The 15,925-nt window shown below is 60.9% G+C and carries 12 protein-coding genes and 1 pseudogene; 6 read left to right on the top strand and 7 right to left on the bottom strand.

Annotated features, from left to right (window positions below):
- Genes A3AI_RS42535 through A3AI_RS0111075 form a run of 3 tightly spaced genes read right to left on the bottom strand, consistent with a single transcriptional unit; the run spans position 1 to position 2,770 of the window.
- Positions 1 to 702: an ABC transporter ATP-binding protein gene (locus A3AI_RS42535; protein ID WP_036047881.1), complete on the bottom strand. Its 702-nt coding sequence runs from the start codon at positions 700 to 702 to the stop codon at positions 1 to 3.
- Between the two features lie 3 nt (positions 703 to 705).
- Positions 706 to 1,425 carry an ABC transporter ATP-binding protein gene (locus tag A3AI_RS0111070; protein WP_024515639.1) on the bottom strand — a complete coding sequence of 240 codons (720 nt, stop codon included), beginning with the start codon at positions 1,423 to 1,425 and terminating at the stop codon, positions 706 to 708.
- Between the two features lie 16 nt (positions 1,426 to 1,441).
- Positions 1,442 to 2,770 (bottom strand): ABC transporter substrate-binding protein, encoded by a 1,329-nt coding sequence (locus tag A3AI_RS0111075; RefSeq protein ID WP_051382352.1) that lies wholly within the window; start codon positions 2,768 to 2,770, stop codon positions 1,442 to 1,444.
- 138 nt (positions 2,771 to 2,908) lie between these two features.
- On the opposite strand from A3AI_RS0111075, the gene A3AI_RS0111080 reads away from it, so the two are divergent.
- The 5 genes from A3AI_RS0111080 to A3AI_RS0111100 all read left to right on the top strand — a co-directional run bounded on the left by A3AI_RS0111080 (position 2,909) and on the right by A3AI_RS0111100 (position 8,168).
- Positions 2,909 to 3,697 carry an IclR family transcriptional regulator domain-containing protein gene (locus A3AI_RS0111080; protein WP_036048016.1) on the top strand — a complete coding sequence of 263 codons (789 nt, stop codon included), beginning with the start codon at positions 2,909 to 2,911 and terminating at the stop codon, positions 3,695 to 3,697.
- A gap of 109 nt (positions 3,698 to 3,806) precedes the next feature.
- The gene (locus tag A3AI_RS0111085) at positions 3,807 to 5,396 is read left to right on the top strand and encodes a 4-hydroxyphenylacetate 3-hydroxylase N-terminal domain-containing protein (RefSeq protein WP_024515642.1); all 1,590 of its coding nucleotides are present in this window, start codon (positions 3,807 to 3,809) and stop codon (positions 5,394 to 5,396) included.
- Between the two features lie 5 nt (positions 5,397 to 5,401).
- On the top strand, positions 5,402 to 5,887 hold the full coding sequence (locus A3AI_RS0111090; RefSeq protein WP_036047885.1) for a flavin reductase family protein: 486 nt from the start codon (positions 5,402 to 5,404) through the stop codon (positions 5,885 to 5,887).
- Positions 5,888 to 6,067: 180 nt separating this feature from the next.
- Complete coding sequence (locus tag A3AI_RS0111095; protein WP_024515644.1) at positions 6,068 to 7,207, top strand: acyl-CoA dehydrogenase family protein; 1,140 nt, start codon at positions 6,068 to 6,070, stop codon at positions 7,205 to 7,207.
- 364 nt (positions 7,208 to 7,571) lie between these two features.
- Positions 7,572 to 8,168 (top strand): phasin family protein, encoded by a 597-nt coding sequence (locus A3AI_RS0111100; RefSeq protein WP_024515645.1) that lies wholly within the window; start codon positions 7,572 to 7,574, stop codon positions 8,166 to 8,168.
- A 300-nt stretch (positions 8,169 to 8,468) separates the two neighbouring features.
- On the opposite strand, the gene A3AI_RS48740 is transcribed toward A3AI_RS0111100, so the two are convergent.
- Complete coding sequence (locus A3AI_RS48740; protein ID WP_198030094.1) at positions 8,469 to 8,645, bottom strand: hypothetical protein; 177 nt, start codon at positions 8,643 to 8,645, stop codon at positions 8,469 to 8,471.
- 84 nt (positions 8,646 to 8,729) lie between these two features.
- Positions 8,730 to 8,889, bottom strand: a pseudogene (locus A3AI_RS47415) (CsbD family protein); the annotation flags it as partial.
- 640 nt (positions 8,890 to 9,529) lie between these two features.
- On the opposite strand from A3AI_RS47415, the gene A3AI_RS45195 reads away from it, so the two are divergent.
- Positions 9,530 to 9,946, top strand: coding sequence for a hypothetical protein (locus tag A3AI_RS45195; protein ID WP_156927721.1), 417 nt, complete (start codon positions 9,530 to 9,532; stop codon positions 9,944 to 9,946).
- A gap of 1,283 nt (positions 9,947 to 11,229) precedes the next feature.
- On the opposite strand, the gene A3AI_RS0111130 is transcribed toward A3AI_RS45195, so the two are convergent.
- Positions 11,230 to 14,043: a hsp70 family protein gene (locus A3AI_RS0111130; RefSeq protein WP_024515649.1), complete on the bottom strand. Its 2,814-nt coding sequence runs from the start codon at positions 14,041 to 14,043 to the stop codon at positions 11,230 to 11,232.
- A 27-nt stretch (positions 14,044 to 14,070) separates the two neighbouring features.
- Complete coding sequence (locus tag A3AI_RS0111135) at positions 14,071 to 15,897, bottom strand: Hsp70 family protein (RefSeq protein ID WP_024515650.1); 1,827 nt, start codon at positions 15,895 to 15,897, stop codon at positions 14,071 to 14,073.
- Between the last annotated feature and the right edge of the window lie 28 nt (positions 15,898 to 15,925).

Below are 15,925 nucleotides of genomic sequence, written 5' to 3' on the forward strand. Positions count from 1 at the left end.
TCAGGACCCGAAATAGGCGCGGTGAATCTGCTCGCGCGTGAGGTCGCGCGGTCGGCCGGTGAGCGACAGGCGGCCCTCCTGAAAGCAATAGACGCGGTCGGCGACCTTCAGTGCCTGGACGATGTCCTGCTCGACCAGCACAACGCTCGTCCCCTCCGCCTTGACCTGCGGCAGTGCCGCGTAGATGTCGGCGATCACGATCGGCGCCAAACCAAGACTGATTTCGTCACAAAGCAGAATGCGCGGGTTGGACATCAGCGCTCGTCCGATCGCGGCCATCTGCTGCTGACCACCCGACAGCGTCGGCGTGGCCGCCGAGCGCCGTTCCTTCAAGATTGGGAACAACGCCTGCACTCGCTCGAGCGTCCAGGGTCCTGCAGTCTTGCGGCCGTAGCCGCCAATCAGGAGATTTTCCTCCACGGTCAGCGAGGGGAAAAGACGCCGCCCTTCGGGTACGAGCGCGATACCGAGCTTGACGATTTCGGCTGCACTTCGCGCGCCGATCGGCTGGCCATCAAAGACGACGCTGTCGGTCGCTCCTCGGATAAGCCCGGCGATCGCCTTCAGGAAGGTCGACTTCCCTGCTCCATTGGCGCCGATGATGGCGATGGTCTCGCCACGCTCCAGCGTGGTGTCGATGCCATAGAGCGCCTGGAAGTCGCCGTAGCAGGCCACAAGGTTGTGCGTCTCAAGCAGCGGCATGCATTACGCCTCTATGCCGATATAGATCTGATGCACGTCTGGCCGTTGCATGACCTCCTTCGGCAGGCCTTCCGCAATCTTGCGCCCAAAATTGAGCACGACGAGGCGATCGATCACGGCGAACAGGGCATTCACGATGTGCTCGATCCAGAGGATGGCAATGCCGGATTTGCGGATATCGCCGATCGTCGCGACGAGCTCGGCGCATTCCCCTTCGGTCAAGCCGCCTGCAATCTCGTCGAGCAGCAGAAGCTTCGGCGCTGTCGCCAGTGCACGCGCCATTTCCAGCCGCTTGCGCTCGAGCAGGGTCAATGAACCCGCGAGCGCATTGGCACGCCTGAGCAGGCCAAGTCGCTCGAGGATCTCACCACAGGATTGCGTGGCCTCACGCTCCGTCCTGCGCCGGCCATAGACCGCGCCGACCAGAAGGTTTTCGAACACGGTGAGCTTTTCGAACGGCTGGGGAATTTGGTGGGTGCGCGCCATTCCGGCACGGCAGCGGCCTTGTGGCGGCACGCCGGCGAGGTCATGACCATCGAAGCGGATGCTGCCGGCGCTCGGGGAGAGCCCGCCGGCAATCAGGTTGAACATCGAGGTCTTGCCAGCGCCGTTTGGCCCGATGATGCCAACGGCCTCGCCGGTCGCGATCGAGAGGTCGAGATCATCGGCAACGACGATCGAACCGAAGCTCTTCTTCAGGCCTTCGACTTCCAGCAGCATGATACGTCGACGCGCGCGATCAGGTGATGGCCTCCATCGTGCCTCCGACGGGAATCACCGGCGCCGTCTTGTTGTCGGTAATGACGATATCATATTTGCCGTCATTAAAACGCCATTGGCCGCCGACGAGTGGCGTCTTCGCGACGTTCTTGGCGGCAAAGGGCGGCAGGCTCGCACTGCCCCATTGCACCTTGCCAACGACGGTGTCGAGATCGGTTGCGGCGATCGTGGCGGCAATTGCTTTCCCATCACGGTCCGGCGCACGCTTGAGCACGTCGACGGCAACTTCGAATAGCGCATGCGCAAAGCCAATCGGCTGCGTCCATTGCCTCTTGGTCGCGCTCTGATAGGCGCCGGCGAGATCCTTGGCGCTCATGCCGGTGAGCGACGACTTGAAGGGATGGTTCGGCGTCCACCAGACCTCCGAGGACAAATTGTGGCCATCCTTGCCAAGTGCTTCCACTGCGACCGGGAAGAGAATTGCCTTGCCGACGGACGCAACCTTCGGCTTGAAGCCCTGTTGCAGCGCCTGTTTCCAGAAGGTGGTGAAGTCCGGCGGCAACACCACGCCGGTGATAATCTCGCAATTGGCTGATTTGAACGCACCGATCTGGGCCGAGAAACTATCGGTGAGATTCTGATAGCGCCCCGGATCGGTGAGCTTGTAGCCGCCCTTCTCCAGCACGGGCGGGAAGCCGACGACCTTGTCGCCCCACGCGTTGCCGTCGCCATCGTTTGGAAACAGCCCACCAACCGATTTGTTGGTTGCAACCTGGCCCCACATGTTGGTGAAGACGGCAATGACGTCCTCCAGACCCCAGAAGAAGTGGTAGGTGTAGTTGAAGCCCTTCCACGCCGGCGGCCCGCCGCCGGGATTGGCCTGACGGCCGATGAACCAGGGCTGCCATGGCGCAACGGTAGAGATGCACGGGACCTCCTCGATCTCGCATTGGGTCGAGACGGGATTCGTCGTCTCCGGCGTCGATGCAACCAGCATCAGATCGATCTTGTCCTGGACGATCAGATCCTTTGCGACTTCGGCAGCGCGGTTCGGGTTGGACTGACTGTCCTTTACGATGACCTCGACCGGCACAGTCGCGTTACCGACTTTTACCCCGGTCTTGGTCGCTTCCCTAAAATTGGCGAGGATGAAATTGTCGGCCTCCGCGAAGGCTGCAAGTGGCCCGGTGAGTGGCGAGACATAGCCAAGCTTGATGGCGCGCGTCTGCGCGATCGCCGGAGATTTCAAGCCAAGTGAGAGCGCGGCGCCGGTTGCTGCGGAGTATTTCAGCAGCGCGCGCCGGTCGATTGAACCGCGATGAGTCAAACTGGTTTTGCGGCAGGTCATCTGCGCGTCCTCCCCTCCGGATGCGCCGGATTCTCATCGTGGATCGCTTGACACACGGGCCGGCGTTCGATATTCGAACAATAGTTCGTATGTCGGCCAGTGTCCGCCAGAGGCCAGATGGAGTCAACAGGCCGCGTCATGACGCAAACTTCGCAGCAGCATCGAGGTGAACCCGACGACAAGGAGTTCATGACGACGCTCGCCAAGGGCCTCGCGGTGCTGGGCGCGTTCGGCAAACAGCGGCCGACCATGACCTTATCGGAGGCTGCACAGGTCGCCGACCTCTCACGCGCCACCGCGCGCCGTGTGCTCCGCACCTTGACCCAACTCGGCTATGTCGAGCAGGAGGGCCGCACGTTTTCGCTGTCGCCACAGATTCTCGAACTTGGCTTTGCCTATCTGTCGACGCAGAGCTGGATCGACCGCGCGCTGCCCCTGATGCGCGAATTGAGCGAGCGGCTGGGCGAGAGTTGCTCGGCCGCGATCCTGCAGGGCAACGACATCGTATATGTCGCGCGCGTACCGGCGCGGCGGATCATGTCGGCTGCGCTCTCGGTCGGGAGCCGCCTGCCTGCTTTGCACACGGCACTCGGGCGTGTCCTGTTCGGCTATCTCGACGAGGCCGAAATCTGGCGCCGGCTGCGATCGCAGCGCATCGACGCCTACACGCCGCAGACCATCACCGACCCGCAGGCGCTGTTCGATCGCATCCGCACCGATCGCGCCCAGAGATTTTCCATCATCGATGAAGAGCTCGAGCGTGGCCTGCGCGCACTCGCGGTGCCGGTACTCGATCGCGGCGGCCAGGCAGTCGGCGCCATCAACCTTTCGACCCACTCGACCCGGACAACGCGCAACGAGATGCGCGAGCACTTCCTGCCCGAGCTCAATCGGCTCGCGGAACAGATCTCCTCGACGACCGTCTGACCCCTGCCCTTGCCAAGTTGTGCCCTTGCCAAGCTGCAGGCGCGGCCTTATCGTCACAAGTTCGAAATACGGACATTGGTTCGATAATCGAACAAATGGGAGTGTGAGCATGGCAGGCAAGGCGCAGGCAGCACCGGCAATTCCGCCGGAGCATACGGGCAACGTCAAAGTCGCGCGCCCGCAAACGGGTGCGGAATATCTGGATTCACTGCGCGACGATCGCACCGTCTACATCTATGGCGAGCGGGTCAAAGACGTCACCAAACACCCTGCCTTCCGTAACACGTCGCGCATGGTCGCCCGCCTCTACGACGCGCTGCATGATGACAAACTAAAGGGCAAGATCCTGCTGCCAACGGACACTGGTAATGGCGGGATGACGCACGCCTTCTTCAAGGCGCCGAAAAACACGAACGAGATGATCGCCGGCCGTGACGCGATCGCAGAATGGGCCAGGATCACCTATGGCTGGATGGGACGCGCGCCGGATTACAAAGCCGCCTTCCTCGCAACGCTCGGCGCGAACTCCGACTTCTACGAGCCATACCAGGACAACGCCAAACGCTGGTACAAGTTTAGCCAGGAGCGCGTGCCCTTCATCAATCACGCCATCATTCATCCGCCGGTTGATCGCGACCGTCCGCCGAACGAAGTGGCCGATGTCTGCTGCCATATCGAGAAGGAGACTGACGCCGGGATCATCGTGTCAGGCGCCAAGGTGGTTGCGACGGGATCGGTGCTGACGAACTACACGTTCGTTGCTCATCACGGACTCATTCCGCTCCAGGACAAGAAATTCGCCGTTGTCTTCATGGTGCCGACCAATGCGGCCGGTGTGAAATTCATCTGCCGCACCTCCTACGAGATGAGCGCCAGCGTGATGGGAAGTCCGTTCGACTACCCGATCTCGAGTCGACTCGACGAGAACGACGCCGTGTTCATCATGGACAAGGTGCTGGTGCCCTGGGAGAACGTCTTCGTCTACGGCGACATTGAGAAGGCCAACAATTTCTTCCCGCGCACCGGCTTCCTGCCGCGCTTCGTCGTGCATGGCTGCACACGGCTTGCCGTCAAGCTCGACTTTATCAGCGGCCTGCTCTTGAAGGCGACGGAAGCGGCCGGCACCAAGGATTATCGCGGTGTGCAGGCCAATGTCGGCGAGGTCATCGCCTGGCGCAACCTGTTCTGGAGCCTGTCGGACGCGATGGTCAGGGATCCCAAGCCCTGGATCGGCGACTACATGCTGCCGAACATGGATCCTGGCAACGCCTACCAGATCATCGCCACCATGGCCTACACCAAGGTGAAGTACCTGATAGAGCAGACGGTCGCCTCCGGCCTGATCTATCTCAACAGCCACGCCCGCGATTTCAAGAACGACGAGATCCGCCCCTATCTCGACCGCTACCTGCGCGGCTCCAACGGCTACAAGGCCGAAGAACGCGTCAAGCTGCTCAAGTTGCTGTGGGATTGTATCGGCAGCGAATTCGGTGGCCGCCATGAACTCTACGAGATCAACTACGGCGGTTCGACCGAGGAGATTCGCCGCTACTGCCTATTCGGCGCGCAGGCATCCGGCAATGCCGATCGCTTCAAGGGCCTCGCCGAGGACTGCATGGCAGAATACGACCTGGACGGCTGGAGAGTCCCCGACCTCACCGACCCTGGCGAGCTCAGCTATCACATGCTGCGAAAGTGAGACAGATGCGTGGTGCTGCGATAGATCCGAAGCATTTCAGATCGGTCATGGGCAGCTTTCCAACCGGGGTCGCGGTGGTTGCGACGGCGTGGGATCACGAGCTGTTTGGCGCCACCGTCAATTCACTAACGTCGGTGTCACTTCAACCCTGCATACTGCTGTTCTGCACCACCGAAGGCAGCGCGACGGGCGCTGCCATTCGGAAACGGGGGTTGTTCTCGGTCAACATCCTCGGTGCCCATCAATTAGATCTATCCGCCCGCTTCACAGGAAAGCAGAAGAACCGGTTCGAGGATCTTGCCGTTGCCTTCAGCTCCGACGGCCTGCCCCTGTTGCAGGGTGCAGCGGCGCAGATGTGCTGCCGTGTCACCACGGTGCACAAAGCGGGCGACCACGACATAATCTTGGGCGAAGTCATGTCGGGCGACGAGATGGCCTGCAGTCCGCTGGTCTTCCACAAGGGCGCATACGGGCACTTTCAGCGAGCTTAACCGAGACACTGCCAAGCGAACGTTGGACGTGCTCCTTGCTCGTAACCGTTTTTTGGCCCGTTGGCACCGCTAATTCCAGGTGCGCGAACGCTCGTATTTGCACTGTCTGCGGCGCTATGCCCGGTTCCTAATGGACCGGGCTCGCGAAACAATCGGGTGCTCCATCAGAGGAACGCCCAAATGCAAAAATCCACTCGGGTTGCTGAGTACCTGGAGGCTCTCCAAGCGATCGCACCGCTTGTTGCAAAGTTTCGAGAGTCGTTCGATCGCGACCGGCGGTTGCCGGATCGCATCTTCGATGCACTCGCCGATGCCGGACTGTTTCGGCTTTGGCTTCCCGAAGCATTAGGCGGTCCGCAATTGTCCGCCTTCGAATTCATGATAGTGGTCGAAGCAGCCGCGGCGCTAGACGGCTCCATTGGGTGGCTTGTCGGTAACGGCGGTGGGATGAGCCGGGCCTGCGCATTCGTTTCAGAAGCTACGGCGCGCAAGTGGTTTGCCCAACCCCGCGCGTTCATCGTCGCTTCGACCGGCGCAGTCGGCGAAGCCGTTCCCGTGGACGGCGGCTATCTTGTTTCCGGACGTTGGCCGTTCGGCAGCGGCGCGCCTCATGGGACCGTCTTTATGGGACTAGCCAATGTGCACGGTCAAAGCACGCAACTAAGCTGCTACATGGATCGGGAAGCGCTGATCATCAACGACACGTGGAACGTATCCGGCTTACGCGCGACGGGGAGCTATAACTTCGAAGCGCGCGAAGTCTTTGTTCCGAGATCACACACCCACGATTCGTCGGCGCCGAAACAGCTGCAGCCCGGCGCAATCTATCGGCTGCCTGTCGTGTCCATGTTTTCATGGACTGTTGCGTGCGTTCCGTTGGGCATCGCGCGTGGTGCGATCAAGACCTTTGCCGAACTGGCGGCGGCCAAGAAGCGGCAAGGGACAACTGCCATGTTGCGTGATCGCGAAACCGTCCAAAAGGTGGTCGGACAAGCGGAAGCAATGCACCGCGCGGCCAGAGCTTTCCTGATCGACGCAATGGAGGAGCTCATTGGCGTGGCCGAAGTCAGTGGGGAACCGTCACTTCATGCGCGCGCCGTGTTTCGGGCGGCTTGCACAAATGCCGCGGAAGCCGCCGCGCGGGTTGTGAACCTACTCGCCAGGGAAGCTGGTGCAGTTTCGATCTTCGAGTCCTGCCCACTGGAACGGGCCCTTCGCGACGTTCACGCCGCGAGCCATCACGTTGCGATGACTCCGAATAACTACGTCGTGCTTGGCCGAATAGGGCTTGGACTAGAGCCTGAGGCCGCGCGGATCTGAGACGCGCGGGAAGGAAGGGGCGGCCGGGATACCCGGCCGCCCACGTTGTTGTTTGTGGGTGGCTTTGAAGCAATGCATCGGAGGCGAAGCCAGCGAAAGCGGACGACCGAAATCTGTCGCGAGAAGAGTTCCGCTACGCCTGTGGCGAGGTGGCATTGTCTTGACTGCTGTACTGGATGTTCCTCACTCACTCGAAGTGGAAATTAATGTACGGCGGCCGCTCCGGCGCAGAACGAAATGCGGTGCCGCGGATTAACGCCCTACGCAAGCCAGCCCGCGAAACTCCGAGTTGCCGACGATCAAGTGGCCCGACCACGGATAGGCGCTCGTGTTCCGCGCGGCTCAAAAAGGAGGACGAGGGAACATGGCCAATCCACGTGAAGACGAGACCGGTGCCCAACGAGCTGACGAGAAACTTCGGCGAGCCGGCGAGAAGACTGCTGAACAAGCCAGACAAATCGGACAAGCAACCATTGATGCTGGCCAGGACGCAGCCCGTGCCGGCGCCGACATTCTCCAGCAGAACGCGGAAACGTTAAAGAATACGTGGCGTTCCAGCCTTGACACAACGACGACTGTAATGGGCAGCTCAGCTGATCAGCTTAGTCGTACGCTGGGATTGTCAGGTGACGAGGCGCAACAAGCCGCTGAGCGATCGGCACGCAATACCGAAGTTATTCTCTATTCCACCGCTGCAGTCGCCAAATGCATGACCGAAGCTTCTCGTGAATATCTCGAATTTGTTCGGCGTCAGGTCGAGAACAACATGGAGCGCATGAACGACTTGTGGCGTTGCCGAACGCCTCACGACTTTACGGCTTTGCAAACCGATCTTGTGCGTCAATCCTTCGAGGGGGCCTTCCAGAGCGGTCGCAGAATGGCAGATATGTCGCTGAAGCTGGCCGATGATACGGCCAAGCACATCAGGGAGAATATGGAACGGATGCGTCGCGCAGCCTAGCCGAACCGCGTGAACGGCCGAGAGAAAGGCCCCAGCTCAGGCGCTGGGGCTTTTGGTTTCGTCAGAGCGTTGCTCGAACCTTGTCGGAAAGTCGGCGCAGGGGGCGAAAGTGATTGCGAAGCGGAAGGCCGCCTATCACGACCTGCATGTCGAGACGAAGAAAGTCGGAAGATACTGCGAAGCGGACCGGGAAGTCCCAACGATCGATCGAACTGGACGCGCCCCGGGGTGAAGCTACTTGGCGCCGACCCAGAGAGCGCCGCGGTGGCTTGGTCGCCACTAGCGGCCCCCGAAGGGGCGCTAATGTCGCGTTGCTATCGGTTCGCTCGACTCCGCGTCGAGCCGGTTCAACATTGCATTGATCTTGGCCAGTAGGCGCTCGATCTCGTCCTGCTCATCCAAACCTGGCGCCTCGCCCTGCAGACGCTCCAAGAGCTGCTGTTTTCGTGCGAGCAAATCGGTAACGGTCGATGTCACCGCGACCTCCTAATCATCAGAAGCGGACTTCAGCATAACGCAAATGGAGACGGGAATCGTTCCATTTTTCAGGCCGACCGCAGCTTAACCATCTACGGTCATCGGCAATTGCGATACGATTTCCGTCTTGCTCGGGGGCTTAGCTGTGCCATAGCCATGGCGCTGTTGCAGCCGACCTTCGAGTTGATCCTGCTTGCCGTTGATGACGTCGAGGATCGTCATCCGTCAGTTTGCCCCACGGTTCCCCTTGGCGACGCGCTCTGATCGGTTCAGAAACTGTACAGGTTTAGGAACATTGATCACGCACCCGTGGTTATCCGGCTCGATAGTCCATCCACTTTTCTCCGCGGTTGGCGCGGACGAGACGCCATGGAGACGCCATGGACCGGATTTAAGTGTTCTTTCCTGTTTTCCGCTTGGTCAAGATTGGAGTAGCGGTTCTCCGGTTCTCATAATTCGACGGAGTGATTTCAATGCGGGTTTCGGCAATAGCGGCCTGCGCAACTCTTGTTTTGGTTGGAGCGTCATCGGCTCATCCACTGGATTCGCCCGGGACCGTCTACATAGATGGAGCGCCATGCAATCTGGCCTGTCAGTCCTATATGGACTGGAGTCGCCGCACGCTGAAGGGAACGCTGGGTACTGCCGCGGGCGCATCGAACGCGTCTGCTCACCGGGCAGCAAAGGCAGCTCCCCGCAAACAGGTTTCGAGACACGTGGTACCGCCTTCCGTCGACGCGTCGCGCCAAAAGAAGACCAATGATCTTCAAGCCGCGGTTCGGGTGACTCCAGGGCCACCTCCTCCCTGGCCAAAAGCCGAGAATGCGCCTTTCAAGGCGCAGATGCCCGAAGCCTCCTTGGAAAGAAGTCCTCAGGAGCAGGTCATGGCGGCGTTGGCTGTCGCTGAGCAAATGACGAAGGCCGAAACGCCAATCGATGGTGCATATGAAAGCAAACCCGCATCTGCCGGCGACGATAATGCCGCCCCTCCCACAGACGGCCATCCTTTGGTCGCCCTCCTGATTTCACGACCGGATGTAAAATCAGCTTCCGCGCTCCAGGGCCTGAATATTGCCATCGGCTCTGCCCAGGCGAGCGTCGAAGAAGACATCCGCTCTGGATTGGCGGCTGCCGGCGCTACGGACATCCGGCTTTCGCTGGGCGACACCGCCCCCTTCGACCGGCTTGTCAGTGGAGACGTACAAGCCGCGGTGTTGGAGCGGGTGTCTCCAGACGCGGCCGAGGCGTTCCCCGAAATCAAGGGTTTCAAAGTGCTTCGCGTACCGCTCGTGCCTCGTTAGCCAAGAGTTTCGGCTCACGTCGAGTTTCGGGACCAAAGCGCGATCAGATTTGGTTGGATCGTCATCGCGCTTTAGGTCTTTGATTGAGCATGACCTTTCGGAAAACCGCTACACATTTTTCCGGACCATGCTTAGTGCGCGCGAGGCGCAATTCCCTGCGCCCAAAAAGAATCAGGTCGCGTGCCGTATGGCCTCGAAGCAGATGCGCCAGAACTCACCCGGCTGGCCGCGCCGCGGGCGGGTGCGTCTGGGCCTGATGCGTCCCGACGTATTTGGTTGTGGTAATCGCTGCGCCTAGCGCGGCCAAGCCAAAAGCAACGAATAACACAACGAACGCCACTCGAACCCTCATTGCCGTCGCGCTCCCTTCCAAGAGCGCCCCCCTCACGCCAATGGTACCCACTGCACTTCCGATTTCAATTACCCAGGGAGATCGGTAGCGATACGGGCGCGCATCGCGAGGCTCGATCCTCCCACCAAGGGCCGGCCGCAGATATTTCCGCGACCTTTCATTGCCCGGACTTAAGTGTCGTGCCTAAAGCGCGATGAGATTTGGTTGAATCGTCATCGCGCTTTAGGTCTTTGATTGAGCATGACCTTTCCGGAAAACCGCTACACACTTTTCCGGATCATGCTCTAGCGATCACCAGCCCCGATAGTACCGGGGACCATAATACCCAGGACCATAATAGGCGGGAGCATAGTAACTCGAATAGCCGTAGTATGCGGGAGCGTAGCCGCCGCTGTAATACGATGGAGCGTATCCGCCGTAAGCGGGTGCATAACCGCCATAATAGCCGTACCCTGGTCCGCCATAGTAACCGTATCCAGGGCCATAAGCGTACGCACCGGATGCCAGGCCGCCTATCACCGCGCCGGCAATCAGTCCGCCGGCCAGACCGGGGCCCCAACCNCCCCGCCACGCTTGAGCTGGTGATGGTGTCACTAAGGCTGTGACACCTAGCGTCGCAGCGATCGCAAATGCAAATACTGCTTTTTTCATGTCCGAAGCCTTTCCAGTTTCCGAAACTCTAAACCGCACGGCCGGCAAGAGTTTCCTGGGAGTAGCCGTTTGCGAAAGGGCTGCCGTAGACTTTAGTGATGATTCAATCGGGTGCCGCCAAAACAGTTCCTCGCCTCGCAAATTAGGCTCAGCCTCATTCTCGCGGTGCCGGCTCTGACCGTGCACCGCAGAAACCCGGCAAAGATGATTCCGTGAAACACATTGGCTGAGGGCAAGGCGAAACCCCCGAACCATCGCGCGGCGCGAGCCTTGCACATGTTTATTCGATCAGGATCAGACCGGGAGGGAGTGAATCGTCGAATAAATTGTCCTGGTCGGATCGTGCGATCGGAACGAACCCTTTGATTTTTGCGGTCTGTAGCGCGGGGACGCCGGATTTCTCCAGCTTGCTGGCAATCCGACCGCGCAAAGGCTTCGGTAGATCCAGGCTCCGATCGTCGACGACGCGCGCGGCCCGAAGGAACAGAGACTGCAGATCGAGCAACTCCGGCGTGGTCCAATCGAAGCGCTCGAAAGCCTGGTACGCGTGCTCGACGAGGTCAGGCGAGACGACAGTCTCCGGCCCTGCATAGAGCGGAGTTCGATTGAGCAGTCGCCCGAGCGCCGCAAGATAAGGAGCGCAGTGACGCTTGGCCTCTGCAAGCGTCACCGCGATGTCGCAGAAGCAACGCACCAGTTCCGCCTTGGTGTCGTGGTGGATCAGTTCCAGGGATCCGGCCAGGCGCACGAGTTCGTCGGGCGCCCTGCCGTCGCGGATCCTGTCGATCTCTCGGGCCATAAGCCTGGTCTGGCGTTCGCGCGTGAGCCCGCCCGCCACCCGGCGCCAGAGAATGTATTCCTGGCTCCTGATGCGCCGACCGGGAAAGCACGGCCCATCATCGTGCACCCGCCACAGGGCATCAATACGAAGGTCGTCCCGGACGACTCCGAAGCCCGGGCGTAGCAGGAAACCAGCCATGATGAGCCATGCCTCTTCGTGGTCCGCCGAACGTCGTCTGTCGTCGCGCCGCTCCTCGAGCGCAGGCCAAAGGGAGCGCAGCAGTGGCCCGTTCCATTCACTTCTGGCAGACGTGAGGATGCGCTCCATACCCTTGAGGATCGTTGCAGCGGTAATCTTGTCCTTTTTGCTGTTATTGACAGGCCGGGTGAAGACGATCCCGATCTGCCTGCGTGCCGTTTCCAGCGCGTCCGCTGAAGCGTTCGGTTCAATCGGAACGTTTGCCTCCCGCGCCCGCCCCGCAGCGGGCGCGCCCGCGACGCCTTGGACGTGCTCGCGCATGTTGAATTCCAGCGGCCAGGACTGCTGGATGGCGGGGTCGGCGCTGACGCACGAGATCTGGAGCAGCCCCAATGCGTTCATCTGCGCCGTCAGGCCGACGGGCAACATGCCGCCCGCTTCCGGACCGGATAGTTCGGCCGTCCTTACGATAGTCTGGAGCGGGGGCAACGGGTGGAATTCGCCTTCGGACCAGTAGACGATGTCTCCGGCTCGACTGACGCTCTTCCGGGTTGAGGAATACGCCTGGAAGCGCACCAGCTGATCGGTGCGCAGCTTAAGCCCGAGATCAGCGATCTTAAAAAGCTGCGACGGCGCTGCACCCTGAGGAAGCACGCATAAGAGGGGCGGACGCACAGTCTGGCGATCCGTTGCCTCTATCCCCTCCACTTCGAGAAAGATCGCAGCGGCGGCCCCTGCGGCGATGCGACCCGAACGGTTGTGGAGAAGGGCACCAAAGCGTGCGGCTCCGCGCGCCACCGCCAGATCCGGCTCCTCGTTCTCAAGGACCTGCGGCACGAAGCCGTTCTGCCAGTTTCCGATCTGCTCGCGAAGTCTTTGGCGCACCAGCGACGGTCGGACGGATCCGCCGTTGAACAGGACGGCATCAATGCGCGGGCGATCGTTGAGGAATTCGGCAAGATGTCGGGTTATCGCGCTGTCGGAAGGATAGGGAAGTCCCCATTCCCTCAGTGCCGCGTGCGTCCGGTACGGTCGCGCCGCCGCGTCGCACAAGGGAAAAAAGCCGTCCAGCAATAGGCTCTCGATTTCCGCCCGCATCACCGTCGCCGTCTGCGAGCCGCCGACCATCCCCGACCCTCGACCAGCCAGTGCAACAACGAACCGCTCATCCGGCGGCCCCGTAGCGGCCAGTGCGTGCTCTTTCAGATGACGGCAGGCGGCGACGAACTGATCCCATTGCGGGCCGGATAGCTGGCCGCCCGCCCCGGCAAGCCGCGGCTCCAGGAAATGGGCGACAGCAAGGTCGATATTGTCGCCGCCGAGCAGCGTATGCTCGCTCACCGCGACACGCCTGATGTCAGGATCCGGCGTTTGCTCGTTCGGGCGAACTTCAAAAATGCTGAAATCCGAGGTGCCGCCGCCGATATCGATGACCAACACGTGTCGCAGCCCGGCATCGCCGTTGTCGGGCCGCTGCCACAATTCGCGCGTTGGGTCGTGGCTTTCCAGCCAACAATAGAACGCAGCCTGCGGTTCTTCGAGCAGTCGCACATCGTTGGGGAAGCCGGCTTCCTCGGCGGCGGTAATCGTCAGCCGCTGCGCCGCCGCATCGAAGGAAGCCGGGACGGTAATCGTGATGTCCTGATCATCGAACGCAAACCCGGCCTGCGCAAACCGGCTGTTCCAGATCCCCCGCAGATAGTTGAGAACCAGTGCCGACGCGCGCACCGGTGAGATTTTCTGCTCGCCTTCCAGAACCGTCGATCCCCATGGCAGAAAGGGTGCCGACCGGTCGGCGGCGTGATGGCAAAGCCACGACTTCGCGGAATGGACCACTCGTCCGGGCGCTTCGCTAGCCTTCATGCGTGCAAAGAGGCCGACGATCCATTGCCCGGCTTTGACGTCCTCACCATGCAAGTGTGCTGCGACCGTTTCCTCTGGCAGGTACAGGAAGGAAGGTAGCGTTGGCTTCTCGGTCAGACTAGCCAGGCCTTCCCATTGCGGGACGAGAAAGACCTCTGGCGTCCCCTCACCGACCAGTGGTGCGAAAGCGAGTGCGGAGTTGGTCGTGCCGAGATCAATACCAATGGCGAAGCGGGCGCGGTCTTTCGTCAAGGGCTATCTCCAGAGGCAGTACCGCCCCTATTCCGTGCGGACCTGGAACTCAACCTTCCATCGGCGATCGGAGTTCGTGTGCCTCATCCAAAGCTCAAGGATGCCAAGTTCGGTGACGACGGGGCTGACGCGAACCGGCACCACCTGACCCACCGGGACGTCCAGTGCCGGGATCGCGACTTCGAGCAGGCCAGCGTCATCAAGCTCACGCTCGGCGTCGGGGAGTATCTGTCCGGGCGTATCGCCGCTTCGTACCGAGGAGGAAAAAAACCGAAACTCCGCCGTGCGGCCGGTGACAAGGCCGAACTCGCGTCCTTCGATCAGCAGTTCCGTGCCTTCCTGCATCCCCTGCGGGACGACACACAATGCCTTCAGTGGCGGCTTGTAACCCGGAATGGCGGGCATCGACGTTTCCAGGCCGATGTAATAGGAGCGGGCCGCGCCGGCCTTGATGCGCATGCCCTTGCCAGTGGCGCGGAGACGTCCGTAGATCGCGCCGCCGCGTGCGACGGCGAGATCTGGTTCAAAACCCTGCAATTCGCGGACTGGCTGGCCCCCATTCCAGGACGCCAGCAGATCAAGCACCCTGCTACGAATTGGCGCGGCCTTGAAGACGCCCCCATTGAACAAGACTGCTGTCGGCATCAGCGCCTGCGTGCCGGCCGACGCTCCCACCAGAGCGGCAAGCTTTTCGCTTGCCTTCACGTTCTGCAGGCTCTGGGTGAGAAAGCGGGCGATATGTTTGCTGACGACCGGATCGGAAGCATAGGGCAGACCGAATTCCTGCAGCCCTGCCGCACCGCTCTCGCGCGGCAGGTCGTCAAGGCTGGTTCTGGCGAAAAAACCGTCGACAACAACTTGCTCCAGCGTCTCGCGATCGAGAGTCGTTGAGACCGTCTTGGCAAGCAGGCTGGAGCCGCGTGAGGGGACCGCGATTGGCGCCTGCGCCAGTTCGCCATCATCAAACAGAACGATCTTGGCTTTTGAGGCGGCATGCACCAGCGCCAGGAACTGCCAGGAGTCCAGCTGTTTGCCCGCGGCCTCGAGCTTGGCGTTCAGCGCATATGCGAGCGCCAAATCCATATTGTCGCCACCCAGCAGGATGTGTTCGCCGACGCTGACACGCTCAAGTTCCAGGCGGCCTTCGACATCTGTGACCGCGATCAAGCTGAAATCGGCTGTCCCGCCACCGACATCGCAGACCAGCACGATATCGCCATCAGCAATTAGGTTTCGCCATTCTTTGTGCGTCTGCGCCATCCAGGCGTAGAACGCGGCCTGCGGCTCCTCGAGCAATGTGACGTCCCCAAGCCCCGCATCCTTAGCGGCCTCGGCGGTGAGGCTTCTTGCAACCTCATCGAACGAGGCAGGAACGGTTACAACGATCTCGCCTTCCGAGAGGTCCCGGCCCTGCGCCCGTTCGGTATGCAGGAAGGCGTCCCTGAGATGTTGGAGGTAAAGGCGTGAACATTCGAATGGCGAGAGCTTCTCTTCCGCGATGTCGGATCGCCAGGGCAGGACCCGCTGCTTCGGGTCGATATGCGGGTTGGACAGCCAGGATTTGGCGGAGGTCACGAGCCGATCAGGCACGAGCGCCCCCCGCTCCCGCGCGAACTGGCCGATGATCGCGCGCTCGCCGGCATCATTCCAGGGCAGAGGAAACGAGCTCTCCGGGAACTCCTCGGAGTGCGGAATATAAATGGCGGACGGCAATGTCGGCATCTCGCCGATCTGATTTGGTCCTAAGGTCTGCGCGATTTCAATGATTCTGGTCTCATCACTCTCGAGATCGGCGATCGCGATTGCGCTGTTGCTGGTGCCGAGGTCGATAGCAAGACTGAAACGAGCGCTCATGAGAGGATTGTCCTGGGTTGTCGTGCTG

It is taken from the genome of Bradyrhizobium sp. Tv2a-2, from assembly GCF_000472425.1.
GTDB lineage: Bacteria > Pseudomonadota > Alphaproteobacteria > Rhizobiales > Xanthobacteraceae > Bradyrhizobium.

Coding starts and splice junctions, on each gene's coding strand:
- A3AI_RS42535 (WP_036047881.1), bottom strand. CDS start 702: ATGCCGCTGCTTGAGACGCACAACCTTGTGGCCTGCTACGGCGACTTC.
- A3AI_RS0111075 (WP_051382352.1), bottom strand. CDS start 2,770: ATGACCTGCCGCAAAACCAGTTTGACTCATCGCGGTTCAATCGACCGG.
- A3AI_RS0111080 (WP_036048016.1), top strand. CDS start 2,909: ATGACGCAAACTTCGCAGCAGCATCGAGGTGAACCCGACGACAAGGAG.
- A3AI_RS0111085 (WP_024515642.1), top strand. CDS start 3,807: ATGGCAGGCAAGGCGCAGGCAGCACCGGCAATTCCGCCGGAGCATACG.
- A3AI_RS0111090 (WP_036047885.1), top strand. CDS start 5,402: ATGCGTGGTGCTGCGATAGATCCGAAGCATTTCAGATCGGTCATGGGC.
- A3AI_RS0111095 (WP_024515644.1), top strand. CDS start 6,068: ATGCAAAAATCCACTCGGGTTGCTGAGTACCTGGAGGCTCTCCAAGCG.
- A3AI_RS0111100 (WP_024515645.1), top strand. CDS start 7,572: ATGGCCAATCCACGTGAAGACGAGACCGGTGCCCAACGAGCTGACGAG.
- A3AI_RS45195 (WP_156927721.1), top strand. CDS start 9,530: ATGGCGGCGTTGGCTGTCGCTGAGCAAATGACGAAGGCCGAAACGCCA.
- A3AI_RS0111135 (WP_024515650.1), bottom strand. CDS start 15,897: ATGAGCGCTCGTTTCAGTCTTGCTATCGACCTCGGCACCAGCAACAGC.